Below are 22,651 nucleotides of genomic sequence, written 5' to 3'. Positions count from 1 at the left end.
CTAATCACTTCATCATTATTGTTGAGTGCCGATCCCGGTCGGCGCTTTAAGACGCTACTGCCAGAATGCCGGAGCACTGGCGCAGGCCGCTTTGATCAGTTGTGCCGCCTGGTCGATATCCTGATCGGTGGTGAAACGTCCCAGGCTCAAGCGGATAGTGCGGCTCGCCGAGCGGGCGTCATGCCCCAGGGCCAACAGCACGTGGGAGGGAGCATTGCTGGCGGAGTTGCAGGCCGAGGTCGCGGAAAACGCGATCGAGGCACTCAACGCCGCGGAATTGAACTCGCCTTCGTTGAAGGTCAGGCTCAGGGTATGAGGAATGCGCTGGGTCGGGCTGCCATTGAGGCGAACGCCTGAAATGCTCAGCAGAGGTTCGAGCAAACGTTCACGCAGACGCACGATCCTGGTTTTCTCTTCATCGAACACTTGTGCCGCCAACGCGAACGCTGCCCCCATGGCAGCAATCTGATGAGTCGCCAACGTACCGGAACGCAAACCGCCTTCGTGGCCACCGCCGTGAATCTGCGCCTGCAAACGTTGCTGCGCGCGAGGCCCGACATACAACGCACCGATGCCTTTGGGGCCGTAGATCTTGTGCGCCGAAAACGACATCAGGTCCACCGGCAACCGAGTCAGGTCGATCGCCACTTTCCCCGCGCCCTGAGCGGCGTCGACATGGAACAGTGCATCGCGGGCGCGCACCACTTCGCCAATGGCCGCGATGTCATTGAGCGTACCCAGTTCGTTGTTGACCAGCATCAGCGACACCAGAAAGGTGTCCTCGCGCATCGCCTCGCTGACGGCTTGCGCGGTGATCAAACCTTCCTCGTCCGGCACCAGATACGTCACCGCAACACCCGCGTCCTGCAATTGCTTCGCCGTGTCGAGAATCGCCTTGTGTTCGATCTGGCTGGTGATGACATGGCCCCCGGTCATGCCCCGGGCCTGGGCCACGCCCTTGAGGGCGAGGTTGTTCGATTCGGTGGCGCCGGAGGTCCAGACGATCTGGTCTGCTTGCGCGCCGACCAGTTCGGCCACCTGCTGCCGCGCCTGCTCGACCGTTTGCCGGGCCTGCTGGCCGAACGCATGGGAGCTGGACGCCGGGTTGCCGAAGTTGCCGGAGAAACCCAGACACTCGACCATGACGTGGATGACCCGCTCATCCACCGGCGTGGTGGCGGCGTAATCGAAATACAACGGACGTTTATTCATAAAAGACTCGCAGAGCTTGTTCCGGGATCAGGTGCTGGGAACCAGTCAACCAGCAATACCTGATCGGATGCGTAATAGAAGTACGACTTCATTGAAAAGTGCGTAGGAACGCTCCTGAAGTCGAGCTTAACAGGCATCGGGCAACCGGATGAAGCAATGCGTCAGCTAAAGCTTTCGAGCAACAACGGATACAACGAAACCACCAGCAGCGCGGCCATGCCCCAGTTGAACAGGCGTAACCAGCGACGATCCTTGAGTACGTTGCGCAACAGCGTGCCGCACGCCGCCCAGACACCGACGCTCGGCAGGTTGATCAGGGCGAAGACCGCCGCAATCACGACCACATTGGTGAAATAGCCCTGCATCGGTGTGTAGGTGCTGATCGCACCGATGGCCATGATCCACGCCTTGGGATTGACCCACTGGAACGCCGCCGCGCCGAGGTAGCTGATCGGTTTGCTCTCCCCCTGTTCGCCGTCGGATACCGGCCCGGAATGGGCGATTTTCCACGCCAGGTACAGCAAATACGCCGCGCCGACATAACGCAGCACGGTGTAGAGCAACGGATAGGTTTGAAACACCGCGCCCAGGCCGAAACCGACTGCCACGACGAGCACAAAGAAGCCGCAGGTAATGCCAAGCATATGGGGGATGGTGCGGTTAAAGCCGAAGTTCACACCCGATGCCAGCAACATTGTGTTGTTAGGGCCGGGAGTGATTGAGGTGACGAGGGCAAACAGGGCAAAGCCCAGCAGCAGATCGAGCGAGAGCGTCATCGGTGGCAGTCCATCAGGGTCAGTCAGGTACTGACCCTATCGCACACCCCGGGGGAAACCCATGGACAGTTGCATGAAACTTCGAGCGGTACAGTCGCTCAGCTTGGACGGCCGTGAAGCTGGACAGCACGCTCGGCGTTCATCTCGCCTTGTTTGTCGAAACTGAAGGACTTCTGCGGTTCGCCAAGCAATTCAGCTTTTTTGGCGTGGTATTCGTCGAAAGACAAGCCGCGACGATTCAACGCTTCCAGCGCCAGTTCCCGGGTTTCTTCAGCGGTATAGGGCCGCAACTCCGGAGACACATGGCTGGCACAGCCGGCGAGAACGGAGACCGCGAGCAACAAGAAAGTGGTGAGTAGGGTTTTCATGATGTGGCGTCCTGGCATCTGGGTTCGGGGCAATGAACACAGGCTACCCGCGCCTTTCGATGAGCAGAAATCAACGCTTTCGATAGTGGGTATTGAGACCCGTTGCAGGCGCCGGCTTGCTGGCGAGGACGGCCGTAAGAACACCGTATGACTCAAGGGCCTCATCGCCAGCAAGCCGGCGCCTGCAAGGGACGATCATATTTCTTAATGATCTATAAATATCAAACAATGTTCTTTTGAGGAATAACAAAGAGCCTTTATAACAACCCCATCGCCTTTCACAACTGTTGCCCGCGCAACTGTTTGCCAGGCAACAGTCATTCAACAAACAGTCCTTCAAATCGAACAGCGCGCGTTCATCAATACGCTGCAAGCCACGGAAAACAAGGGCTCGATGGATTGGTACAGCTCTTGCTCAAGCCCTGTGACTACTCACTGCTCGCTGAGCAACTGTTTAAAAAAGGAACTGATCATGTCGCGTCCATTGAAAGTCGTTGCCCTGTCCGGCGGTACCTGGCGGCCGTCCCGCACCTTAGTGCTGACCCAGGCGCTGTTAGCCGAGCTGGCCGGGCAATTGCCGATCGAGAGCAAGCTGATCGAACTGGGCGACATTGCGCGTCCACTGGGCGCTGCACTGTCGCGCCAGGAACTGAGCGCAGACATCGAAGCCGAGCTGCAAGCCATCGAAAACGCTGACCTGCTGATCGTCGCCGCGCCGGTTTATCGCGGTTCGTACCCGGGCCTGCTCAAACACCTCTTCGACCTGATCGATCTGAACGCGCTGATCGACACCCCGGTGCTGCTCGCTGCCACCGGTGGCAGTGAACGGCATGCGCTGGTCCTCGATCATCAGCTGCGGCCGCTGTTCAGTTTCTTCCAGGCGCTGACCCTGCCGATCGGCGTCTACGCCACCGAAGCCGATTTCGCCAATTACCAAATAACCAGTGAGCCCTTGAAGGCCCGCATTCGTCTTGCTGCAGAACGCGCCGCGCCGTTGTTTGGCGTGCACCCCAAAAATCTGCTGAAAATCGCTTAAGGATCTCTTCATGGATGTTTTCTGGTTTCTGCCGACCCACGGCGACGGCCATTATCTGGGCACCACTCAGGGCGCACGTCCTGTGACCCTCAACTACCTGAAACAAGTGGCACAGGCCGCCGACAGCCTCGGCTACCACGGCGTGCTGATTCCCACCGGGCGCTCCTGCGAGGATTCGTGGGTGATCGCTTCGGCGTTGGTGCCGTTGACCGAACGCCTGCGCTACCTGGTGGCGATTCGTCCAGGCATCATCTCGCCGACGGTCTCGGCGCGCATGGCGGCCACGCTGGACCGGCTGTCCAACGGCCGTTTGCTGATCAACGTGGTGACCGGCGGCGACCCGGACGAAAACCGTGGCGACGGCATTTTCCTCGATCACAGCGAACGCTACGAAGTCACCGACGAATTCCTGAAGATCTGGCGCCGGGTGCTGCAAGGCGAAGCGGTGGACTTCGAAGGCAAACACCTGCAAGTGCAGAACGCCAAGGCGTTGTATCCGCCGGTACAGAAACCCTATCCGCCGCTGTACTTCGGTGGTTCGTCGGAAGCGGCCCATGAACTGGCGGCTGAACAGGTCGATGTCTACCTGACCTGGGGCGAACCGCCGGCCGCGGTGGCCGAAAAACTCGCCGATGTACGCGAGCGCGCGGCACGCAACGGGCGCACCGTGAAGTTCGGGATTCGCCTGCACGTGATCGTGCGCGAGACCGCCGAAGAGGCCTGGAAAGCCGCCGACAAACTGATCGAGCACATCAGCGACGAGACCATCGCCGCCGCGCAGAAGTCGTTCTCGCGTTTCGATTCCGAAGGCCAGCGGCGTATGGCCGCGTTGCATGACGGACGTCGCGACAACCTGGAAATTGCCCCCAACCTCTGGGCCGGTGTCGGCCTGGTGCGCGGTGGCGCGGGGACGGCGCTGGTGGGGGATCCGCAGCAAGTGGCGGCGCGAATCAAGGAGTACGCGGACTTGGGGATCGAGAGTTTCATCTTCTCCGGTTACCCGCACCTTGAAGAGGCGTATCGCTTTGCCGAGCTGGTGTTCCCCTTGTTGCCTGAACCGTACGCCAGCCTGGCCGGCCGCGGTGTCACCAACCTCACCGGGCCGTTTGGCGAAATGATCGCCAATGATGTGCTGCCCGCCAAAGCCACGGCCTGACAAGCAATCCCTGTGGGAGCGGGCTTGCTCGCGAAAGCGTCCGTACATTCGACATTTGTTTTGAAGGTGACGACGCCATCGCGGGCAAGCCCGCTCCCACAGGGGAATGCGCCGACTTCCATGAGGAACCCCGCGTGACTGCCAAGCCGCAAAGCGCCCTGTTATCCCCCCTGCACACCGCCCGCCGTTTGGCCGCCGAATTTGCGTTGACCGCTGTCGAGCGCGACGAGCGCGGTGGTACGCCTAAAGCCGAGCGTGACGCGTTGCGCCACAGCGGCCTGCTCGCCTTGAGCATTCCGGTCCAGTACGGCGGCCTCGGCGCCAGCTGGAGTGAAACCCTGACCATCGTGCGCGAGTTCGCCAAGGTCGACAGCTCGATTGCCCACGTCTTCGGTTTTCATCACTTGATGCTTGCCACCGTGCGCCTGTTCGCCCGGCCCGAGCAATGGCAGCCGTGGTTCGAACAAACGGCACGCAAGAACTGGTTCTGGGGCAATGCCCTCAACCCGCTGGACACGCGCACCGTGGTGAAGAAACTCAGTGGCTGGCGCGAGTTTTCCGGCAAGAAAAGTTTCTGCTCCGGCGCGAGCGATTCGGAAATGCTGATTGCCTCGGCGGTCGACGAAAGTGCCGGCGGCAAGTTGTTGATCGCCGCCATTCCCAGTGGTCGCAGCGGCATCACCCTGCACAACGACTGGAACAACATGGGCCAGCGCCAGACCGACAGCGGCAGCGCCACGTTCGAACGGGTGCGGGTCGAAGAATCGGAACTGCTGCTCGATCCTGGCCCGCTGAGCACACCGTTCGCCTGCCTGCGCCCCTTGATCGCGCAGCTCACCTTCACGCACATGTTCCTCGGCATCGCCGAAGGCGCCTTCGAAGAGGCGCGGCAATACACCCTCACCGAAACCCGTCCATGGCACAAATCCAACGTTCAAGATGTGCGTCAGGACCCCTACGTGCTCGGCCATTACGGCGAATTCTGGGTGGCGCTTGAAGGGGTTCGATTGCTGGTGGAACGCGCGGCCGATCTGCTCGACAAGGCCTGGGCGAAAGGCCCGAACCTCAGCGCCGAAGAACGCGGACATCTGGCCACGGCCATTGCCACGGCCAAAGTCGCCGCCACCCGCAACGGCCTCGAACTCTGTAGCCGGCTGTTCGAGGTGACCGGCGCGCGTTCGACTCACGCCTCCCTGCGACTGGACCGCCATTGGCGCAACCTGCGCACGCAAACCCTACACGACCCGGTGGATTACAAACTCCATGAACTGGGCGATTGGGCACTGAACCAGTCCCTGCCGATTCCGACTTTCTATTCATAGCCTTCTCATGGAGCCTGCCCCATGCAACTGCTGACCCTACCGCCCTCGCCTGCCCTGGCCACCTCCATCCGCGCCACCGCCCAGGTGTTCGAAGACCCGAAATCCCAGGCCCTGCTCGCCCACATCCAACAAGTCGCGCCCAGCGAAGCCAGCGTGCTGATCATTGGCGAAACCGGCACCGGCAAGGAGTTGGTGGCGCGACATATCCACAACCTCAGCGCCCGGCGTAACCGCCCGTTCGTGGCGGTGAACTGCGGTGCGTTTTCCGAATCGCTGGTCGAGGCCGAGCTGTTCGGCCACGAAAAAGGCGCGTTCACTGGGGCCTTGAGCGCCAAGGCCGGCTGGTTCGAAGAAGCCGATGGCGGGACGTTGTTCCTCGATGAAATCGGTGATCTGCCGATGGCGATTCAGGTCAAGTTGCTGCGGGTGTTGCAGGAGCGCGAAGTGGTGCGACTGGGTTCGCGCAAAAGCATTCCGATCAACGTGCGCGTGCTGGCGGCGACCAACGTGCAGCTGGAAAAAGCTATCAACGCCGGGCATTTTCGCGAGGATCTGTATTACCGCCTCGATGTGGTCAGCCTGGAACTGAGCCCGCTGCGTGATCGCCCCGACGACATCCTGCCGCTGACCCGACACTTCGTCGAAGCCTACAGCCAGCGCCTGGGCTACGGCACCGTCACCATCAGCAAAGAGGCCGAACTGAAACTGCGCAGCTACAGTTGGCCGGGCAACATTCGCGAACTGGAAAACGTCATTCACCACACCCTGCTGATCTGCCGTAACGGGGTGATCGAACGCGATGACTTGCGCCTGTCGAACATGCGCATCGAGCGTCAGGACGATCACCATGCGGGCGTCGACGACTCACCGGAAGCCTTGCTTGACCGGGCGTTTCAGAAGCTCTTCGAGGAACAGGCCGGCGCGCTGCACGAGAAGGTCGAAGACGCGCTGTTGCGAGCGGCTTATCGTTTCAGTCATTACAACCAGGTGCACACCGCTGCCCTGCTGGGCTTGAGCCGCAACGTAACGCGCACGCGACTGATCAAGATCGGCGAACTGGCGGTGAACAAGCGCCGGCCCACGGAAAACGTGCAAGGCGAGCGCCTGATGCAATTGTCGATTTAACCCACCAGATTGCAGTGCAACGCGTCGTCATGGCTACGTTCCAGACTGTGCAGCACCTGGAACGAGCCGAAGGTCACGGTTTTCGCCTGATAGGCGCGAATCAGCTGCCAGAAATCCTGCTCGCCGCTTTCAAAACTGCGGAACGCGGCTTCCCCCGCCTCGCGAGATTGCCATTGCAGGTAATTGAGCACCCGCCGGCCGTCGTCGCTGGCCTGGATACTGGCACTCAGAAATCCGCTGTAGCCCTGGGCCAGACGTTCGGTCTGCCTCGATAACGCCGACACCAACGCAGGTTGTTGATGGGGCTCGATCTCGAATTCGATCAACTGGGTGAAGCTGCGATTTTTCTCTGGCGCTTGCATGAAGAGTCCCCGCTGACGTGTAAGGCGGATCTTGCGATCCGAAGGCTTGCAGGGTAAAACCTCAAGTTAACTAGAGGTCAAGGGGCATTTGTTAAATGATCACCTCGGAAAATCTGCATAAAGAACTCACTGTCGGCCAATTGGCCGCCCGCAGCGGCGTGGCGGTCACGGCGCTGCATTTTTATGAGTCCAAGGGGCTGATCACAAGCAATCGCAATCAGGGCAACCAGCGGCGCTATCCACGGGAAGTGTTGCGGCGGGTGGCGCTGATCAAGGTGGCGCAGCGCCTGGGGATTCCGTTGGCGGAGATTGGTGAGGCGTTGAAAACCCTGCCGGATAACCGGGCGCCGACGGCGGCGGATTGGAAGGTGTTGTCGGCGCAGTGGAGCCGGGAGCTGGATGAGCGGATCAAACAGCTGACCTTGCTGCGGGACAAGCTCAATGGCTGTATCGGTTGTGGGTGTTTGTCGATGGAGGCGTGTCCGTTGCGTAATTTTGGGGATGTGCTGGGAGAGCAAGGGCCGGGGGCGCAGCTTCTTGAATCGGGGACAGATCCTAAATAGCGGCGCGTCCATCGCGGGCAAGCCACGCTCCCACAGGGTTTATGTTGTTCACCATTATTCAAACGACACAAAACCTGTGGGAGCGTGGCTTGCCCGCGATGGCGTCCTGTCTATCAACAAAAATTTAGAACCCCGGCGCAATCTGTCCTTTGTAGCGGGTCAGAATGAACTGCCGAACCTCATCGGAATTCAACGCCTTGGCCAGTTTCTGCAAACCCGGGTCATTGATGTTGTCCGGCCGGGCCACCAGAAACTCGATGTACAGGCTCTTGCCCTTCTCGACGATCAACGCGCTGTTAGTGTCGATCCCGGCTTCCAGGGCGTAGTTGGCGAAGACAAACGCCAGGTCCACCTGGCTCACCGAACGCGCCAGCAACGCACCTTCCAGTTCACGGATTTTCAGGTGTTTCGGGTTTTCGATGATGTCCCGCTGAGTCGCCAATGTATTGCTCGGGTCCTTTAGCTTGATCAGCCCGGCCTCGTGTAACAGCACCAGCGCGCGACCGGTGTTCACCGGGTCGTTGGGGATGGACACGGTGGCGCCATCCTTCAGTTCGGCGATGTTTTTGATCTTGGTCGAATAGGCCCCGAACGGTTCGATGTGCACGCCGACCACCGGCACCAGGTCGGTGTGGCGGGTTTTATTGTAGTCATCGAGAAACGGCCGGTACTGGTAATAGTTGGCGTCGAGATTCTTCAGGGCCAATTGCTGGTTGGGCTGGATGAAGTCGGTGAAGACCTTGATGTCCAGATCCACGCCTTCCTTGGCCAGGGTCGGTTTGACGAACTCGAGGATCTCCGCGTGCGGCACCGGCGTGGCACCGACGGTGAGTTTTTCGTTGGCGTGAACGCTCAACGAGACGAGTGCAGCCAGAATGGCCAGGGTCTTTTTCATGTTGTGCTCCTAGGCAGATTGAGTGGCCGTCGTGGGGTGGACGTGGGCCTGAGTGTTTTTCTTGAATCGAATATTTAGCGTCGGCTGTAACGCGCCACTAATCGGTCGCCGGTCATTTGCAGGGCCTGGACCAGAATCAGCAAAAGCACCACGGTAACCACCATCACGTCCGTCTGAAATCGCTGGTAGCCGTAGCGGATCGCCAGGTCGCCGAGACCGCCGCCGCCAATCACACCGGCCATTGCCGTGTAATCCACCAGCACAATCGCGGTCACCGTGACCGCCGCCAGCAACCCGCCCCTTGCTTCGGGCAACAAGGTGTGGCGGATGATTTGCCAGGTGGTGCCACCCAGGGCCTGGGTCGCTTCCACCACCCCGCGATCGACTTCGCGCAAGGCGGTTTCCACCAGCCGTGCGAAGAACGGCGTGCAGCCGACCACCAGCGGCGGAATGGTCCCCGGCACGCCGAGTGAGGTGCCGACCAGCAGCGTGGTCAGCGGAATCAACACGATCAGCAAAATGATGAACGGTAGCGAACGCAGCATGTTCACGATGACTGACAGCACCCGATAAACGCCGATGGCTTCGTGCAACTGGCGCTTGCCGGTGAGGAACAGCAGTACACCCAACGGCAACCCCGGCAGCACGGTAAAACCGAGGGCGGCACCGAGCATGCTCAACGTATCGAGGCAGGCCTGGCCGATATCGGCCCAGTAAATATTTTTGAACAATTCGGCCATGATCAGGACCAGTCGTGGCGCGGCGGTTTCACGCCATTGAGCAACCAGTTGCCGACCACGTGGTACTTCCAGCGCACCGGGTCATGCAAGGTGTGCACCCGGGCGTTACGCCAGTGCCGGTCGAAGTTGTGCTTCTTCAAGGTCGAGCGGGTGCCGCCGAGTTCGAACAGTTTGTTACTGGCTTCGATGGCGATTTCAGTGGACAGCACTTTGGCCTTCGCAACCGCAAGGGACGCTTGGGCGACGTTGTCTTCATCGGGTGCCGAACGCGCCGCATCCAGCGCCCAACCGGCGCGTTCCAGCAACGCTTCGGCGGCCTCCAGGCGAATCTCCAGACCGCCGACCTGAATGATGGTCAACGGATCTTCGCTGGCCTTTTCCACGCCCGCATCGATCCATGGCCGAGCGAATTGCTGAACGAAGGCGATGGTGTCGCGCAGGGCTGCGCGGGCGATGCCGGCGTCGATGGCGGCGGTGGTCAACTGCGCGAACGGGCCGGCCAGGGTCGGGCTCTCATAGGAGCGATAAGTCGGGAACACATTGAACGCCGCAACGTGCAAATCCTCCGCCAGCACGGTCCCGCTGGACGTGTTGCGCTGACCGATGCTGTCCCAGTCGTCGACGATCACCAGCCCTTGGGTGCCGCGCTCGACGAAAGACAGCTGGCCCTTCTGCTCTTCATCCAGCGCCAGCACCGCCAGCCAGTGGGCGTAGAGCGAGCCGGTGCAGTAACCCTTGCGGCCGTTGATCACATGGCCGTCGCCATAGCGGCGAATGGTCGCCTGAATGTCCTGCACGTTCTTGCCGCCGGTTTCCGACAGGGCGTTGGCAAACCGATGCCCTTGCAACGCCAGGCCAAAGAAATGCGCCTGCTGCTCGGGCGTGCCTTGCAGGCGGATGTCTTCCAGCAGGCAATAGTGGTTTTGCGGGATCTGCCCCAGGGACGGATCGGCCGCCGAGATGATGGCGATGACCTGCGCCAGCACCGCGTAGGACACCTGCGCGCCACCGAATTCCTTCGGCACGCTGATGCCCCATAAGCCACTGTTGGAATACAGGTCGACGATCTCGGCAGGCACCTGGCGCGTGCGGTCGCGTTCGGCGTCCTGTTCCAGCAAAACCGCGGCGACGCGCTCGCCCACGCGCAAGGCTTCGGCGTCGTCGGCGATCCGATGGGCGGCCGGCGGGTTGATCGGGTAAACGGCAGATTCAGGCATGCATGTCTCTCGGCACCAGTGTTTACCAGAGGACATTGCAGCTTCTGTGCCTGACCGCCCGAGCCCGTTTTTTCGGGCAGTTCAGGGCGTTCTCAAGCAGTTTCGAGTAAGAAACCCGAGCAATCTGCTGTATCGCTGTTGATGGCTCAACAGCAGCGTCGTCATGCCCACCCCCCGTAGGAGCTGCCGAAGGCGGCGATCTTTTGACCTTGATGTTCGTCGCCCCGACGCCTGAATCATGATCAAGATCAAAAGATCGTCGCCTTCGGCAGCTCCTACTATATTTGTATGCTCGCGACATTTTTATCCCATAACAAAAACAGGGAGAACCGTCATGAGCGTCAAACCCATTCCAGAGGGTTATCACAGCATCACCCCGTACCTGGGCATCCAGAAAGCGGCAGAAGCCATCGAGTTCTACAAGAAAGCCTTCGGTGCCACTGAAGTCATGCGCCTGTCCATGCCCGACGGCGGCATCGGTCACGCCGAACTGCGCATCGGCGATTGCCCGATCATGCTCGGCACGCCGTGCGACCAGGGGCCGTTGAGCAATCCGGACACGTCACCGTCCGTGGGCTTGCATCTGTATGTGAACGATGTGGACAAGTCATACAAACAGGCGATTGCGGCCGGCGGCACGGTGGTGTCCGAGGTCAAGGATCAGTTTTATGGCGACCGATCGGGGACGTTGAAGGATCCCTATGGGCATTTGTGGTTTCTGGCCACGCGCAAGGAGGATCTGACCCAGGATCAGATTGAGCAGCGGGCGAAGGAGATGTTTCAGCAGGGTTGAGATCATCGGTGCCTGACCCGGCCTCTTCGCGAGCAAGCCCGCTCCCACATTGGAATGCATTCCCCTGTGGGAGCGGGCTTGCTCGCAAAGAGGGCCTGACAAATACCACACATCCCCCTCAAACACACTTCATGAACAACCGCACCACGCTTTGCGCCTTGCCCTCACCGCGCAACACTTTCAGGATGCAGGCAACTACAACAAGGAGGCCTCCATGTTCGCCGGATTCCTGAAAGACCAGCGCCACGTCAACGGTGTCGACATTGCCTATCGCATGGGCGGCAGCGGGCCGGGCCTGCTGTTGCTGCACGGACACCCGCAGACCCATGTCATCTGGCACAAGGTCGCCGAACAACTGGCCGAGCACTTCACCGTGATCGCCGCCGACCTGCGCGGTTACGGTGACAGTGGCAAACCGTTGGCCAACGATCACCATACAAATTACTCCAAACGCGAGATGGCCAAGGATGCCGTGGCGCTGATGAGCGCCTTGGGCTTCGAGCGGTTCTCGGTGCTGGCCCACGACCGTGGCGCCCGCGTCGCCCATCGCCTGGCGCTGGATCATCCGGACGCCGTGCAACGCATGGTGCTGCTCGACATCGCCCCCACGCTGGCGATGTACGCGCAAACCAATGAAGCCTTTGCCCGCGCCTATTGGCACTGGTTCTTCCTGATCCGCCCGGCGCCGTTACCGGAAACCTTGCTCGAAGCCGACCCCGAAGCCTACTTGCGCAATGTGATGGGCAGTCGCAGCGCCGGTCTGAAACCCTTCACCGCCGAAGCCTTTGGCGAATACCTGCGCTGCCTGAAGCTGCCGGGCACTGCGCGGGCAATCTGCGAGGATTACCGCGCCAGTGCCAGCATCGACCTGGAGCACGACCGTGCCGACCTCGACGCCGAGCATCATATAAACCTGCCGTTGCTGGTGCTGTGGGGCGCCGAAGGCACGGTCGGACGCTGTTTCGAACCGCTCAGGGAATGGCAACTCGTTGCCACCGACGTGCGCGGCAAAGCGCTGCCCGCCGGTCATTACATCGCCGAAGAAGCCCCCGGACTGTTGCTTGCCGAAGTGCTGGGTTTCCTGCGCTGACACCTGCACCGCGCTGCTATGCTGGCGGCTCATGCCGCCAGTGCCCGTTCTGTCATGACCACCAAGAAAGACACCGTGCCCCTTCCCGAAGACTTGCGTGTATTCCTCACCGTCGTGCGCAAAAGCGGTTTCGCCGCGGCCGCCGATGAACTGGGCCTGTCGCCCGCCTACGTCAGCAAGCGCATCCAGATTCTCGAAACCACCCTCGGCACGCGCCTGTTGCACCGCACCAGTCGCCGCATCGCCCTGACCGAGGATGGCGAGCGCGTGCAGCGCTGGGCGTTGCGCATTCTCGATGACTTTCAGCAACTGCACGATGAACTCTCCGACGCCCATGACCGCCCTCGCGGGCGTCTGCATCTGTGCAGCAGTTTCGGTTTCGGCCGTCACCACGTGGCGCCGGCCGTGTCGTTGCTGGCTGAGCGCTACCCGGACCTGGAGATTCGCCTCGACCTGTTCGACCGGGTGGTGGACATCGTCAGTGAAGGCTTCGATCTGGAGATCCGCGTCGGCGACGATATTCCCGGTCAGCACATCGGTCGGCGCCTGGTGAGCAATCGGCGAGTGGTGTGCGCGGCGCCTGGTTACCTGCAACGCCAGGGTGTGCCGCAGACGTTAAGCGAGCTGGAGCAACATCATTGCCTGGTGATCAAGGAGCGTGACAACGCGTTCGGCATCTGGAACCTGGAGCGCGACGGGGTTCAAGAAAGCGTGCGGGTCAGCGGACCGCTGTCGTCGAATAACGGCGAGATTGTCTTGCAGTGGGCACTGGACGGACGCGGTGTGGTGCTGCGGTCATTGTGGGATGTAAAACCGCTGCTGGATCAGGGGCGGTTGGTGCAGTTGCTGCCCGAGTACAGTCAGAGCGCCAACGTCTGGGCGGTGTACCCGACACGGCTGGCGTACTCGGGGAAGTTGCGGGCGTGCGTGGAGTTTTTGCAAGCGCATTTCGAGGATCTATCGGTATAACGCATTCCCTGTAGGAGCCGGCTTGCTGGCGATAGCGGTGTATCAGGCGATGAGATTGTTGACTGGACGGACGCTATCGCCAGCAAGCCGGCTCCTACAGAGGGTGGTGTCAGCTCAGCCAGGGGTTGGCGGCCAGGTGTTGGCGTTCGAAGGCTTTGATCTGGTCGCTGCGCTGCAAGGTGCTGCCGATGGCGTCGAGGCCGAGCAACAGCGCGGTTTTGCGCAAGGTGTCGATTTCGAACGGGATGAGCTCGCCGTCGTGGAGGCGAATCTCCTGAGCCTGCAGATCAACGCTGATCTGCGCCCCCTCAGGCTGGCTGACGACCCGGCCGAGCCGCTGCAACAGCGGTTCATCGAGGGTAATCAGCAACACGCCGTTGCGCTGGCAGTTGTCATAAAAGATCCCGGCAAAACTGCTGCCGATCAGCGCGCGGATGCCCATCTGCTTCAAGCCCCAGACCGCATGTTCCCGGCTCGACCCACAGCCAAAATTCGGCCCGACCACCATGAAACTCGCGCCCTGCCATGCCGGTTGATTGAGCACGAACTCAGGGTTGGGCTGGCCGTCAGTCAAAAACCGCAAATCGAAAAACAACCCTCGATCCAGGCCGGCGCGGTCGATGCCCTTGAGAAACTGCTTGGGCATGATCACATCGGTGTCGATATTGGCCGCCAGCATCGGCGCAGCCTTGCCGCTGACGCGGGTGAACGGTTGCAGGCTCATGGGCGATCTCCAAAGTGGCGAATGTCGGTCAGGCGGCCGGTGATCGCGGCAGCGGCGACCATTGCAGGGCTCATCAAATGCGTGCGAGCGCCGGCGCCCTGGCGGCCTTCGAAATTGCGGTTGGTGCTGGAAGCGCAGCGATCGCCCGGCGCCAGCACGTCGTCGTTCATGGCCAGGCACATCGAGCAACCGGACTGCCGCCACTCGAACCCGGCGTCGATAAAGATCGCCGCCAGGCCTTCCGCTTCCGCCTGATTGCGCACCTCGGTGGAGCCCGGCACGATCATCGCCCGCACGTGCCCGGCAACGCGTTTGCCTCGCACCACGCTGGCAGCATCGCGCAAGTCTTCGATGCGCGCGTTGGTGCAGGAGCCGATGAAGGCGTGACTGATGACGATGTCGCTCAGCGCCATCCCGGCTTCCAGGCCCATGTAATTCAGGGCGCGGCGCATGTCTTGACGCAGGATCAGGTCGCTGACGTCTTGCGGGTCCGGTACACGGGCGCCGATCGGTGATGCCTGGTCCGGGCTGGTGCCCCAGGTGACCATCGGCTCCAGTGAGCTGGCGTCCAGCGACACTTCACGGTCGAACTGCGCATCGGCGTCGCTGTGCAAGGCGCGCCATTGCTCGACGGCCTGCTCCCACAATGCGCCTTTGGGTGCACGGGGCTTGTCCTTGAGGTAAGCGAAGACTTTTTCGTCCGGCGCCATGAACGCGCCACGCGCCCCGGCCTCCACCGCCATGTTGCAGATGGTCATGCGCGCTTCGACGCTGAGCGCATCGATGGTCGAACCGCAGAACTCAATGGCATAGCCCGTGGCCCCGGACGCGCCGATCCGGCCGATCAGCGCCATGATCACGTCCTTGGACGTCAGCCCCGGCGCCAGTGCACCGTCCACCGTTACACGCAGGCTTTTCAGGCGTTTGTAGACCAGGGTCTGAGACGCCAGCAGGTGTTCGATCTCCGAAGTGCCGATACCAAAACCGAACGCGCCGAGAGCGCCGTACGTGGTGGTGTGGCTGTCGCCCGCGGCAATCACCATGCCGGGCAGGATGAAGCCTTGCTCCGGGGCAATGACGTGTTCGATGCCTTGGCGCTTATCGAGGATGTCGAGCAATTCGATGCCGAAGTCCCGGCAATTTTCCGCCAGGTACGACACCTGCCGCGCCCCGCCGGTGTCCGGCATGGCGGCCACGCGATTCGGTGCTGTGGGGTTGACGTGATCGACCACCGCCAGCGCGGTGCTGGCGCGCCAGACTCCGCGTCTGGCCTCGCGCAGACCGCTGAATGCCTGGGGACTGGTGTATTCATTGATGACCTGGCGGTCGATGTACAACAGGACGTGGCCCTGGTCATCGAGACGACACACCGTGTGGGAATCGATGTGTTTGTCATAAAGGGTTCTTGCTGAAGTCATGGGATATTCGCTCAGGCTCGCGGGTTTCAGGCGTCTGCGCCCCATCTTAGGCAGTCGCCCGGCCCCATCAATGGCCGCAGAGTGATCCCGTGAACCATGTTTCGTGTTGGATCAAGGCAGCACAGCAATCTGAAATGAATGCAGGTCCCCTGTGGGAGCGGGCTTGCTCGCGAAGGCGGTATGTCAGGCACCCTATCTGTTACTGCCACACCGACTTCGCGAGCAAGCCCGCTCCCACAGGGGGTTATGCGTTTTCAGCAATAGGAAACATTTACTTTCATATCCCGGTTCGGGATTTCTGATTCTCATTCGTCTTATAGAGATGCAGGCGGTTCGCGTAGGCAAAAGCCACGACCGTACTTTTCATGGACCCCATGCTGGGAAGCCCGCAGCCAAGGCCCTCTCATCCATACAAGACCTTGATCATGTCAAAGAAATCCCGTTCAAAACTCTGGTTTCTGGTCCATAGCTGGCTGGCGCTCCCCATCTGGTTTTTTGTGCTGATCGTCTGTGTGACCGGCACGTTGGCGGTGATCAGCCAGGAAATCGTCTGGCTGGCCAACCCGCAGATGCGCGCCAGCCAACCCGAAGGCGATGCGCCGCTGCTGAGCTACGACCAGATCATCGCGGCGATCAAGCAAGCTGAGCCGCAGATCCTGGTCGAGAGCATCAGCCGCCCCGACGAATCGCATTTCGCCCTGGACGTGGAAGTCACCTACCCCGATGGCCGTTCGGTGGTGGTGTACGTCAACCCGTACAGCGGCGTGATCCAGGGCACGGCTCCGCAATTCAACTTCAGGGCCTTCACCCGCGCCTTGCACGGCTGGTGGCTGGTGCCGTTCACCAATGGCTACAGCTGGGGCTGGTACCTGGTGTCGTTTCTCAGCCTGCCGCTGCTGGCTTCGCTGATTACCGGGCTGGTGGTCTACAAGCGCTTCTGGAAAGGCTTTCTGCGACCGACCCTGCGCCTGCGTCACGGCGCGCGGATTTTCTGGGGCGACTTTCACCGCCTCAGCGGCATCTGGTCGATCTGGTTCATCGCGGTGATTTCCGTGACCAGCACCTGGTTCCTGATCGAAGCGTTCATGTTCGATAACCAGATCACGATTTCCACCGCCCCGGTGGCGCCCGTGGTTCCGCGCGAAAGCGTGCCCCTCACTGCCGATGGCTCGCCGGCACCGATGATCAGCCTTGAAACCGCGATCCGCGAAGCGAAGCAACGCATTCCCGGCCTCGAAGACAGCTTCGTCAGCCTGCCCGCCAATGCCTACAGTTACCTCTCGGTCGGCGGCCGCAGCTGGTATCCGCTGATGTTCCAGACCGCCGAAATCAACCCATACACCGGCGATGTCGCTGTCACCCGCCTGCTCTCGGACCGTTCGGGGCTGGAGCTGGTGACCGAATCGATACGCCCGCTGCACACCGGCGATTTCGGCGGGCTCTGGATCAAGCTGATCTGGTTCTTCTTCGGCCTGCTCCTGAGCATGATGGTCCTCAGCGGCCTGCTGATCTGGACCAAGCGCACCGCCCTGGCCACCGCCAACGCCCTCAAGCGCAGCCACAAACGCCCGCGCACTGCCGACGCCGCTCAAGCCACCCGCCGCGACACCACGGAGGTCAGCCAATGAGCCTGTTCACCGCCGAAAAACCGGGCTCCAGACTGAGCCGCTTCTGGCACAAATGGCGCTTCCACATCAACGTTCTGCTGTTGCTGGTACCGCTGGGCTTCATGCCTAAATACTTCGCCGATGCCGCGCTGTTTCGCGGGGACACCGGCCTGGGTGAGCGGGAAATCGGGGAAGTTCAGGTCGGGCCGTGGAGCCTGCGCCTGGCGGAATTGCGCAACGAAGCACCGCGCCTCGATGGCCCGGCCGGTTACATGAAGAACTTCAATGCGGCGTTGTGCGACAGCTGCCGCGAGCAGGTCAAGGCCACTTACCTGCGCATTGGCAAACCCCGCAGCCTGCGCGCCGCCGGGGTGATTTTCTTTGGTACGCCTTACCGCATGGGCGCCATGTTGCCGATTCCGGAAAAGACCCAGGCCGACGCCGAGCTGTGGATCACCATGGAAGGCTGGGACGGCGCGATGCATCAAGCGTCCATTCCCCTGAGCCAGGCATCCCCCGCCACCCTGGAGTGGCTGAACAAACAAGGAGGCAAACCATGAGCAACGCCTTTCGCCCTCTCCCCGCTGTTTTGCTGATGCTGTGCGCCGGCTTCAGCGCCAGCGCCCTGGCCCACAACCCGATGTGCGAGTGCAAGGCCATCGACGCCGAGCAGATCCAGTGCACCGGCGGTTTCTCTGACGGCAGCGGGGCACCGGGCGTGACCCTCGATGTGATCGGCTACGACGAAACCATCCTGGTGCCAGGCAAGCTCGGTGCCGATTCCAAATTGACCTTCAAGAAGCCCAATGCCGAATTTTATGTGCTGTTCGATGCCGGCCCCGGCCACGTCGTCGAGATCGACCAAGCGGACATCCAAGCTCCATGAGTACGCCAACTACACACGTCGTCCGCCCGGCCGGTGCCGGCCATGAAACCCTGTATGTGTTGCTGCTGTGCCTGATGATCCTGGCGGTCGCCGGTTCGGTAGTCGCCTGGCGCCATGAGTCTCAGGAAACCAGTAACGTCAGCAGCCATCAACTGGATGCGCGCCGCGACCTGAGCGCTTCGGAGCAAGGCATCTACGCCGATTTACGGGTGACGCTGGACGAGATCCACCTGCTGCGCCAGGAACAGCAAACCCTGCCGACACCCGGTGCCCTCGCCGACGAGGGTTTTGCGCCGTTCGCCCAGGATGCCAGTTCCGTCAGCCGTGGCGCTCATGCCTGGCAATTGCTCGACGCCAAGGCTTACTTCGGCCAGAGCCAGACGCCCGCAGTAGCGGGTTCGTTTCTGATGCGCCTGACGGCTGAGGATGACGCGCCGGACATCTGGCTCAACCGCGCCGCCGACCTCAAGGCCCCGACCGATGTCACTGACGCCGCGCTGGAAAGCGCCGGCTGGCAGCAGATCGTCGCGCAATTCGATACCGGCGTGACCCGCCAGCACCGCCACTGAACCCTCGCCTTCACCCGAGAGAAGACCGCTTTCCCATGCCTATTTCATCTCAACGTTCATTCCTGCGCCCGCTGCTGGTCGGCCTGCTTGCCTTGCTGCTGATGCCACTGGCCAGCGCCGACGAAGCCAAGCGCCTGCGCATCGGCATCACCCTGCACCCTTATTACAGTTACGTGGCCAACATCGTCGGCGACAAGGCCGAAGTGGTGCCGCTGATTCCCGCCGGTTTCAACCCGCATGCCTACGAGCCCCGCGCCGAAGACATCAAGCGCATCAGCGGACTGGACGTGATCGTGCTCAACGGCGTCGGTCATGACGACTTCGCCGACCGCATGATCGCTGCCAGCGAAACGCCGAACGTGCCGGTGATCGAAGCCAACGAAAATGTGCCGTTATTGGCCGCCACCGGCACGGCCGCGCGCGGAGCCGGCAAAGTGGTGAACCCGCACACGTTCCTGTCGATCAGCGCCTCGATCGCCCAGGTCAACAACATCGCCCGGGAACTCGGCAAGCTCGACCCGGCCAACGCCAAGACCTACACCCAGAACGCTCGCGCCTACGGCAAACGCCTGCGGCAGATGCGCGCCGACGCCCTGGCGAAATTGACCCAGGCGCCGAATGCCGAGTTGCGGGTGGCCACGGTTCACGCGGCCTACGACTACCTGCTGCGTGAATTCGGCCTGGAAGTGACCGCCGTGGTCGAACCGGCGCACGGCATCGAGCCGAGCCCGAGCCAGTTGAAAAAGACCATCGATCAACTGCGCGAACTGGACGTGAAAGTGATCTTCTCGGAGATGGATTTCCCGTCCACCTACGTCGACACCATCCAGCGGGAATCCGGGGTGAAGCTGTACCCGCTGTCGCACATTTCCTATGGCGAATACACCGCCGACAAATACGAAAAGGAAATGACCGGCAACCTCAACACCGTGGTCCGGGCGATTCAGGAGTCGGGCGCATGACGGCTAAAGAAACTCTCATCGACTCCGAATCCACTGTGGGAGCGGGCTTGCTCGCGAATGCGGTGGGTCAGACACTATCAATGTCGACTGACACGACGCAATCGCGAGCAAGCCCGCTCCCACAGGTCTGCGGCCCGACACTGGATTTTGCGGAGGTCAGCCTGACGCTGGGGCGCACGACGATCCTCGACAAGGTGGCCTTCCAGGTCCGGCCTGGCAGCGTGCATGCGCTGGTCGGCCCCAACGGTGGCGGCAAGAGTTCATTGATCAAGACCCTGCTCGGGCAGATGCCGCATCAGGGTCGCCTCAGCCTGCAATGGACCGGCGAACCCGGCACCATCGGCTATGTGCCGCAAGCGCTGGAATTCGATCGCGGATTGCCGATGACCGTCGACGATTTCATGGCCGCGATGTGTCAGCGGCGCCCGGCGTTTCTCGGGTTGAGCAAGCATTACGCCGCGGCGATCGGTGAGGCGCTGGAGCGGGTCGGCATGCAGGACAAACGCAAACGGCGCATGGGCGCGTTATCCGGTGGCGAGCGTCAGCGCGTGTTGCTGGCACAGGGGCTGATTCCGGCGCCGCAGTTGCTGGTGCTCGATGAACCGATGTCGGCCCTCGATGAGGCGGGCATTCAGGTGTTTGAACGGTTGCTGGGTGACTGGCGCCAGAGCGGCATCACTGTGCTGTGGATCGAGCACGATCTGGAAGCGGTCGGGCGTCTGGCGGATCGCGTCACCGGGCTCAATCGCCGGGTGCTGTTCGATGCCACGCCAAAGCAGGCACTGACGCCCGAAAGAGTGTTGACGCTGTTTTCACCCCATCCACGGAGCGCTGCCCGATGAGTTACGAAGCCTTTCGTTTGATGGTTCAAGGCTGGGCGTCTTCGGGTTATCTGCCTGAAGCGCTGGCCTATGGATTCGTGGTCAACGCCCTGCTCGCCGGTTTGCTGATCGGCCCGGTACTGGGCGGTCTGGGCACGCTGGTGGTGGTCAAGCGCTTTGCGTTTTTCTCCGAAGCCGTGGGTCACGCCGCACTGACCGGCGTGGCCATCGGCATTCTGCTCGGTGAGCCCTACACCGGGCCGTATGGCAGCCTGTTCGGTTACTGCCTGTTGTTCGGCATTTTGCTCAACTACCTGCGCAACCGCACAGGTCTGGCGCCGGATACGTTGATCGGCGTGTTCCTGTCGGTATCGTTGGCGCTGGGCGCGAGTCTGCTGCTGATTCTGGCGGGCAAGATCAACGTGCACATTCTGGAAAACGTGCTGTTCGGCTCGGTGCTGACGGTCAATGGCAATGATTTGCTGGTGTTGGCCATCGTCGGTTCGCTGGTCATGGCGCTGGCGTTGCCGCTGTACAACCGCATCATGCTCGCCAGTTTCAACCCGCAACTGGCGGCGGTGCGCGGCGTGGCGGTGAAGACCCTGGATTACCTGTTCGTGATTCTGGTGACGCTGATTACCGTAGCGGCGGTGAAAGTCATCGGGGCGATTCTGGTCGGTGCATTGCTGGTGATTCCGGCAGCAGCGGCGCGCTTGCTCAGCCAGTCACTGAAGGGGTTCTTCTGGTGTTCGGTGTTGATCGCCACCATCAGCACGTTGTGCGGGATTCTTGCGCCAATTGTCTTCGACCTGCCTATCCCGTCCGGCGCCGCGATCATTCTGGTGGCCGGTATCGCCTTCGCCCTCGCCGCCATTGCGCGCGGTGTCGTCCCCAGTCTGAAAGGGAACCTTGGATAAATGTCATTTTCTCTGCCTCAACTGACCCTGGCCCTCGCCCTCTGCGGGCTGGTTAACACCTCGTTTGCGGCGGACAGCGCCAAACCGCTGCACGTGCTGGCGTCGCTGCCGATCACTTACGGGCTGGGCGAAGTGTTGCTCAAGGGCACTAACGTCAACCTTGAACGTGCGGCGCCGGCGAACTTGCCGGGCAGCCGTCAGACGGCTTATTTCACCGGGCGTGGCGCGCCGGCGCTGGCCAAACTCGCGACGGACGCCGATGCGGTGATTGGTCTGCGTTCGCTGTGGGCGGATGATCCGCTGTACCCGATCTCCCGGCGCAGCAACATTCGTATCGTCGAAGTCGACGCCGCGCGCCCGGTGGACGGCGCCCTGCCCGGCATCGCCGTGCTGCCGGGCAACAAGGTAGATGGCTTGAACAGTCAGCCGTGGTTTTCCAGCAACAACATGGGGCGCATGGCGGATGTGATGGCGGCGGATCTGGTGCGCCTGGCGCCTGCTGCAAAGCCTGTGATCGAGGCCAACCTTGCGACGCTGAAACAGCGTTTGCTCAAGTTCAGCGCCGATAGCGAAGCGCGGCTGGCCAGAGCCGACAATCTGAATGTGATGAGCCTGAGCGATCACTTTGGCTATCTGATTGGCGGGCTCAATCTGGAGCTGATTGGGCTCGATGCACGGCCGGATGCCGAGTGGACACCTGAAGCGCTGAAGCAATTGGGTGCGACGCTGAAGGACAATGACGTGGCGGTGGTGTTGCATCATCGGCAGCCTTCGGAGGCAGTGAAAGCGGTGATTGCCGAAGCGGGTAGTCGGTTGGTGGTGTTGAGTGTGGATGCGGAGGATCCGGTGGGTGAGCTGGAGGGGAATGTGGATTTGGTGATCAAGGGGTTGAGTGGGGCGTAGCTGGGCATTTTCTTTTGGGTGGACATATCCGTTACCGCAGAAACGGATATGTACACCATCAAAACCTGCGTCGCCTGATGCTCAGCCATCGCTAGCAAGCCAGCTCCTACAGGGGTTCAGGGTACATCCGTGAGAACAAAGGTCAGCTGTCAGGCCGCCATCGCGAGCAGGCTCGCTCCCACAGAGATCATGGTTTGCTCAGAAAACACACCTGCCAGAC

Annotated in this window: 25 protein-coding genes; 16 read left to right on the top strand and 9 right to left on the bottom strand. The window is 61.3% G+C overall.

What is annotated here, in order from left to right; genetic code table 11:
• Nucleotides 1-54: 54 nt before the first annotated feature.
• The 3 genes from FBY04_RS08740 to FBY04_RS08730 form a co-directional block, all read right to left on the bottom strand.
• Nucleotides 55-1,212 (bottom strand): aminotransferase class V-fold PLP-dependent enzyme, encoded by a 1,158-nt coding sequence (locus tag FBY04_RS08740; protein ID WP_084323520.1) that lies wholly within the window; start codon nucleotides 1,210-1,212, stop codon nucleotides 55-57.
• Nucleotides 1,213-1,373: 161 nt separating this feature from the next.
• Nucleotides 1,374-1,988 (bottom strand): LysE family translocator, encoded by a 615-nt coding sequence (locus FBY04_RS08735; protein WP_084323522.1) that lies wholly within the window; start codon nucleotides 1,986-1,988, stop codon nucleotides 1,374-1,376.
• Between the two features lie 98 nt (nucleotides 1,989-2,086).
• Nucleotides 2,087-2,356, bottom strand: a complete 270-nt coding sequence (locus FBY04_RS08730; RefSeq protein WP_084323524.1) for a hypothetical protein — start codon at nucleotides 2,354-2,356, stop codon at nucleotides 2,087-2,089.
• A gap of 472 nt (nucleotides 2,357-2,828) precedes the next feature.
• Between FBY04_RS08730 and msuE the strand changes: the two genes are divergently transcribed.
• From msuE to FBY04_RS08710, 4 genes are all read left to right on the top strand, one after another.
• Entirely contained in the window at nucleotides 2,829-3,392 is a 564-nt protein-coding gene (gene msuE / locus FBY04_RS08725; RefSeq protein WP_084323526.1) for an FMN reductase, read from the top strand.
• 10 nt (nucleotides 3,393-3,402) lie between these two features.
• Nucleotides 3,403-4,548 (top strand): FMNH2-dependent alkanesulfonate monooxygenase, encoded by a 1,146-nt coding sequence (gene ssuD, locus FBY04_RS08720; protein ID WP_084323528.1) that lies wholly within the window; start codon nucleotides 3,403-3,405, stop codon nucleotides 4,546-4,548.
• 134 nt (nucleotides 4,549-4,682) lie between these two features.
• Nucleotides 4,683-5,870: an acyl-CoA dehydrogenase family protein gene (locus tag FBY04_RS08715; RefSeq protein WP_084323530.1), complete on the top strand. Its 1,188-nt coding sequence runs from the start codon at nucleotides 4,683-4,685 to the stop codon at nucleotides 5,868-5,870.
• Between the two features lie 21 nt (nucleotides 5,871-5,891).
• Nucleotides 5,892-6,995: a sigma-54-dependent Fis family transcriptional regulator gene (locus FBY04_RS08710; protein ID WP_084323532.1), complete on the top strand. Its 1,104-nt coding sequence runs from the start codon at nucleotides 5,892-5,894 to the stop codon at nucleotides 6,993-6,995.
• On the opposite strand, the gene FBY04_RS08705 is transcribed toward FBY04_RS08710, so the two are convergent.
• Nucleotides 6,992-7,357 carry an antibiotic biosynthesis monooxygenase gene (locus FBY04_RS08705; protein ID WP_145314987.1) on the bottom strand — a complete coding sequence of 122 codons (366 nt, stop codon included), beginning with the start codon at nucleotides 7,355-7,357 and terminating at the stop codon, nucleotides 6,992-6,994. The two genes, FBY04_RS08710 and FBY04_RS08705, sit on opposite strands and share 4 nt — an antisense overlap.
• 95 nt (nucleotides 7,358-7,452) lie before the next feature.
• Here FBY04_RS08705 and soxR point away from each other — a divergent pair, with 95 nt between their 5' ends.
• Nucleotides 7,453-7,920: a redox-sensitive transcriptional activator SoxR gene (soxR, locus tag FBY04_RS08700; protein WP_145314986.1), complete on the top strand. Its 468-nt coding sequence runs from the start codon at nucleotides 7,453-7,455 to the stop codon at nucleotides 7,918-7,920.
• A gap of 124 nt (nucleotides 7,921-8,044) precedes the next feature.
• Here soxR and FBY04_RS08695 read toward each other — a convergent pair whose 3' ends face one another.
• From FBY04_RS08695 to FBY04_RS08685, 3 genes are all read right to left on the bottom strand, one after another.
• A complete protein-coding gene (locus FBY04_RS08695) occupies nucleotides 8,045-8,815 on the bottom strand; it encodes a MetQ/NlpA family ABC transporter substrate-binding protein (protein WP_145314985.1) in 771 nt (256 codons plus the stop codon).
• 74 nt (nucleotides 8,816-8,889) lie between these two features.
• Entirely contained in the window at nucleotides 8,890-9,555 is a 666-nt protein-coding gene (locus tag FBY04_RS08690) for a methionine ABC transporter permease (RefSeq protein WP_145314984.1), read from the bottom strand.
• Between the two features lie 2 nt (nucleotides 9,556-9,557).
• Nucleotides 9,558-10,772 carry an SfnB family sulfur acquisition oxidoreductase gene (locus tag FBY04_RS08685; protein WP_145314983.1) on the bottom strand — a complete coding sequence of 405 codons (1,215 nt, stop codon included), beginning with the start codon at nucleotides 10,770-10,772 and terminating at the stop codon, nucleotides 9,558-9,560.
• A 334-nt stretch (nucleotides 10,773-11,106) separates the two neighbouring features.
• On the opposite strand from FBY04_RS08685, the gene FBY04_RS08680 reads away from it, so the two are divergent.
• The 3 genes from FBY04_RS08680 (at nucleotide 11,107) to FBY04_RS08670 (ending at nucleotide 13,624) form a co-directional block, all read left to right on the top strand.
• Nucleotides 11,107-11,565, top strand: a complete 459-nt coding sequence (locus tag FBY04_RS08680; RefSeq protein WP_145314982.1) for a VOC family protein — start codon at nucleotides 11,107-11,109, stop codon at nucleotides 11,563-11,565.
• A 214-nt stretch (nucleotides 11,566-11,779) separates the two neighbouring features.
• Nucleotides 11,780-12,655 carry an alpha/beta fold hydrolase gene (locus FBY04_RS08675; RefSeq protein WP_145314981.1) on the top strand — a complete coding sequence of 292 codons (876 nt, stop codon included), beginning with the start codon at nucleotides 11,780-11,782 and terminating at the stop codon, nucleotides 12,653-12,655.
• Between the two features lie 18 nt (nucleotides 12,656-12,673).
• Nucleotides 12,674-13,624, top strand: a complete 951-nt coding sequence (locus FBY04_RS08670) for a LysR substrate-binding domain-containing protein (protein ID WP_084323542.1) — start codon at nucleotides 12,674-12,676, stop codon at nucleotides 13,622-13,624.
• A gap of 109 nt (nucleotides 13,625-13,733) precedes the next feature.
• On the opposite strand, the gene leuD is transcribed toward FBY04_RS08670, so the two are convergent.
• Together leuD and leuC are read right to left on the bottom strand one after the other, a co-directional pair.
• Nucleotides 13,734-14,348 carry a 3-isopropylmalate dehydratase small subunit gene (leuD, locus tag FBY04_RS08660; protein ID WP_145314980.1) on the bottom strand — a complete coding sequence of 205 codons (615 nt, stop codon included), beginning with the start codon at nucleotides 14,346-14,348 and terminating at the stop codon, nucleotides 13,734-13,736.
• Nucleotides 14,345-15,766, bottom strand: a complete 1,422-nt coding sequence (leuC, locus tag FBY04_RS08655) for a 3-isopropylmalate dehydratase large subunit (RefSeq protein WP_145314979.1) — start codon at nucleotides 15,764-15,766, stop codon at nucleotides 14,345-14,347. Before leuC ends, leuD begins: the two co-directional genes overlap by 4 nt.
• 425 nt (nucleotides 15,767-16,191) lie before the next feature.
• On the opposite strand from leuC, the gene FBY04_RS08650 reads away from it, so the two are divergent.
• The 8 genes from FBY04_RS08650 to FBY04_RS08615 all read left to right on the top strand — a co-directional run bounded on the left by FBY04_RS08650 (nucleotide 16,192) and on the right by FBY04_RS08615 (nucleotide 22,431).
• Nucleotides 16,192-17,394 (top strand): PepSY domain-containing protein, encoded by a 1,203-nt coding sequence (locus FBY04_RS08650; protein WP_145314978.1) that lies wholly within the window; start codon nucleotides 16,192-16,194, stop codon nucleotides 17,392-17,394.
• Complete coding sequence (locus tag FBY04_RS08645; protein ID WP_084323550.1) at nucleotides 17,391-17,933, top strand: thiamine pyrophosphate-binding protein; 543 nt, start codon at nucleotides 17,391-17,393, stop codon at nucleotides 17,931-17,933. Before FBY04_RS08650 ends, FBY04_RS08645 begins: the two co-directional genes overlap by 4 nt.
• Nucleotides 17,930-18,259: a hypothetical protein gene (locus tag FBY04_RS08640; protein ID WP_084323552.1), complete on the top strand. Its 330-nt coding sequence runs from the start codon at nucleotides 17,930-17,932 to the stop codon at nucleotides 18,257-18,259. Before FBY04_RS08645 ends, FBY04_RS08640 begins: the two co-directional genes overlap by 4 nt.
• Nucleotides 18,256-18,828 carry a DUF6162 family protein gene (locus FBY04_RS08635; RefSeq protein ID WP_145314977.1) on the top strand — a complete coding sequence of 191 codons (573 nt, stop codon included), beginning with the start codon at nucleotides 18,256-18,258 and terminating at the stop codon, nucleotides 18,826-18,828. The genes FBY04_RS08640 and FBY04_RS08635 overlap by 4 nt, the downstream gene beginning before the upstream one ends.
• A 35-nt stretch (nucleotides 18,829-18,863) precedes the next feature.
• Nucleotides 18,864-19,790 (top strand): metal ABC transporter substrate-binding protein, encoded by a 927-nt coding sequence (locus FBY04_RS08630; protein WP_145314976.1) that lies wholly within the window; start codon nucleotides 18,864-18,866, stop codon nucleotides 19,788-19,790.
• Nucleotides 19,791-19,870: 80 nt separating this feature from the next.
• Nucleotides 19,871-20,632 (top strand): metal ABC transporter ATP-binding protein, encoded by a 762-nt coding sequence (locus tag FBY04_RS08625; RefSeq protein WP_178118267.1) that lies wholly within the window; start codon nucleotides 19,871-19,873, stop codon nucleotides 20,630-20,632.
• Nucleotides 20,629-21,528 carry a metal ABC transporter permease gene (locus FBY04_RS08620; RefSeq protein ID WP_033059198.1) on the top strand — a complete coding sequence of 300 codons (900 nt, stop codon included), beginning with the start codon at nucleotides 20,629-20,631 and terminating at the stop codon, nucleotides 21,526-21,528. Before FBY04_RS08625 ends, FBY04_RS08620 begins: the two co-directional genes overlap by 4 nt.
• Complete coding sequence (locus FBY04_RS08615) at nucleotides 21,529-22,431, top strand: metal ABC transporter solute-binding protein, Zn/Mn family (RefSeq protein ID WP_145314974.1); 903 nt, start codon at nucleotides 21,529-21,531, stop codon at nucleotides 22,429-22,431.
• Nucleotides 22,432-22,651 lie beyond the last annotated feature (220 nt).

It is taken from the genome of Pseudomonas sp. SJZ080, from assembly GCF_007828295.1.
GTDB lineage: Bacteria > Pseudomonadota > Gammaproteobacteria > Pseudomonadales > Pseudomonadaceae > Aquipseudomonas > Aquipseudomonas migulae_A.
The sequence above is the reverse complement of the archived record's forward strand: the minus strand, read 5'-3'. Positions and strand labels throughout refer to the sequence as shown.

Coding starts and splice junctions, on each gene's coding strand:
- FBY04_RS08685 (WP_145314983.1), bottom strand. CDS start 10,772: ATGCCTGAATCTGCCGTTTACCCGATCAACCCGCCGGCCGCCCATCGG.
- FBY04_RS08625 (WP_178118267.1), top strand. CDS start 19,871: ATGTCGACTGACACGACGCAATCGCGAGCAAGCCCGCTCCCACAGGTC.
- FBY04_RS08740 (WP_084323520.1), bottom strand. CDS start 1,212: ATGAATAAACGTCCGTTGTATTTCGATTACGCCGCCACCACGCCGGTG.
- FBY04_RS08735 (WP_084323522.1), bottom strand. CDS start 1,988: ATGACGCTCTCGCTCGATCTGCTGCTGGGCTTTGCCCTGTTTGCCCTC.
- soxR (WP_145314986.1), top strand. CDS start 7,453: ATGATCACCTCGGAAAATCTGCATAAAGAACTCACTGTCGGCCAATTG.
- FBY04_RS08630 (WP_145314976.1), top strand. CDS start 18,864: ATGCCTATTTCATCTCAACGTTCATTCCTGCGCCCGCTGCTGGTCGGC.
- FBY04_RS08645 (WP_084323550.1), top strand. CDS start 17,391: ATGAGCCTGTTCACCGCCGAAAAACCGGGCTCCAGACTGAGCCGCTTC.
- FBY04_RS08705 (WP_145314987.1), bottom strand. CDS start 7,357: ATGCAAGCGCCAGAGAAAAATCGCAGCTTCACCCAGTTGATCGAATTC.
- FBY04_RS08680 (WP_145314982.1), top strand. CDS start 11,107: ATGAGCGTCAAACCCATTCCAGAGGGTTATCACAGCATCACCCCGTAC.
- FBY04_RS08640 (WP_084323552.1), top strand. CDS start 17,930: ATGAGCAACGCCTTTCGCCCTCTCCCCGCTGTTTTGCTGATGCTGTGC.
- ssuD (WP_084323528.1), top strand. CDS start 3,403: ATGGATGTTTTCTGGTTTCTGCCGACCCACGGCGACGGCCATTATCTG.
- FBY04_RS08730 (WP_084323524.1), bottom strand. CDS start 2,356: ATGAAAACCCTACTCACCACTTTCTTGTTGCTCGCGGTCTCCGTTCTC.
- FBY04_RS08695 (WP_145314985.1), bottom strand. CDS start 8,815: ATGAAAAAGACCCTGGCCATTCTGGCTGCACTCGTCTCGTTGAGCGTT.
- FBY04_RS08615 (WP_145314974.1), top strand. CDS start 21,529: ATGTCATTTTCTCTGCCTCAACTGACCCTGGCCCTCGCCCTCTGCGGG.
- FBY04_RS08690 (WP_145314984.1), bottom strand. CDS start 9,555: ATGGCCGAATTGTTCAAAAATATTTACTGGGCCGATATCGGCCAGGCC.
- FBY04_RS08675 (WP_145314981.1), top strand. CDS start 11,780: ATGTTCGCCGGATTCCTGAAAGACCAGCGCCACGTCAACGGTGTCGAC.
- msuE (WP_084323526.1), top strand. CDS start 2,829: ATGTCGCGTCCATTGAAAGTCGTTGCCCTGTCCGGCGGTACCTGGCGG.
- FBY04_RS08670 (WP_084323542.1), top strand. CDS start 12,674: ATGCTGGCGGCTCATGCCGCCAGTGCCCGTTCTGTCATGACCACCAAG.
- FBY04_RS08635 (WP_145314977.1), top strand. CDS start 18,256: ATGAGTACGCCAACTACACACGTCGTCCGCCCGGCCGGTGCCGGCCAT.
- leuC (WP_145314979.1), bottom strand. CDS start 15,766: ATGACTTCAGCAAGAACCCTTTATGACAAACACATCGATTCCCACACG.
- leuD (WP_145314980.1), bottom strand. CDS start 14,348: ATGAGCCTGCAACCGTTCACCCGCGTCAGCGGCAAGGCTGCGCCGATG.
- FBY04_RS08650 (WP_145314978.1), top strand. CDS start 16,192: ATGTCAAAGAAATCCCGTTCAAAACTCTGGTTTCTGGTCCATAGCTGG.
- FBY04_RS08620 (WP_033059198.1), top strand. CDS start 20,629: ATGAGTTACGAAGCCTTTCGTTTGATGGTTCAAGGCTGGGCGTCTTCG.
- FBY04_RS08710 (WP_084323532.1), top strand. CDS start 5,892: ATGCAACTGCTGACCCTACCGCCCTCGCCTGCCCTGGCCACCTCCATC.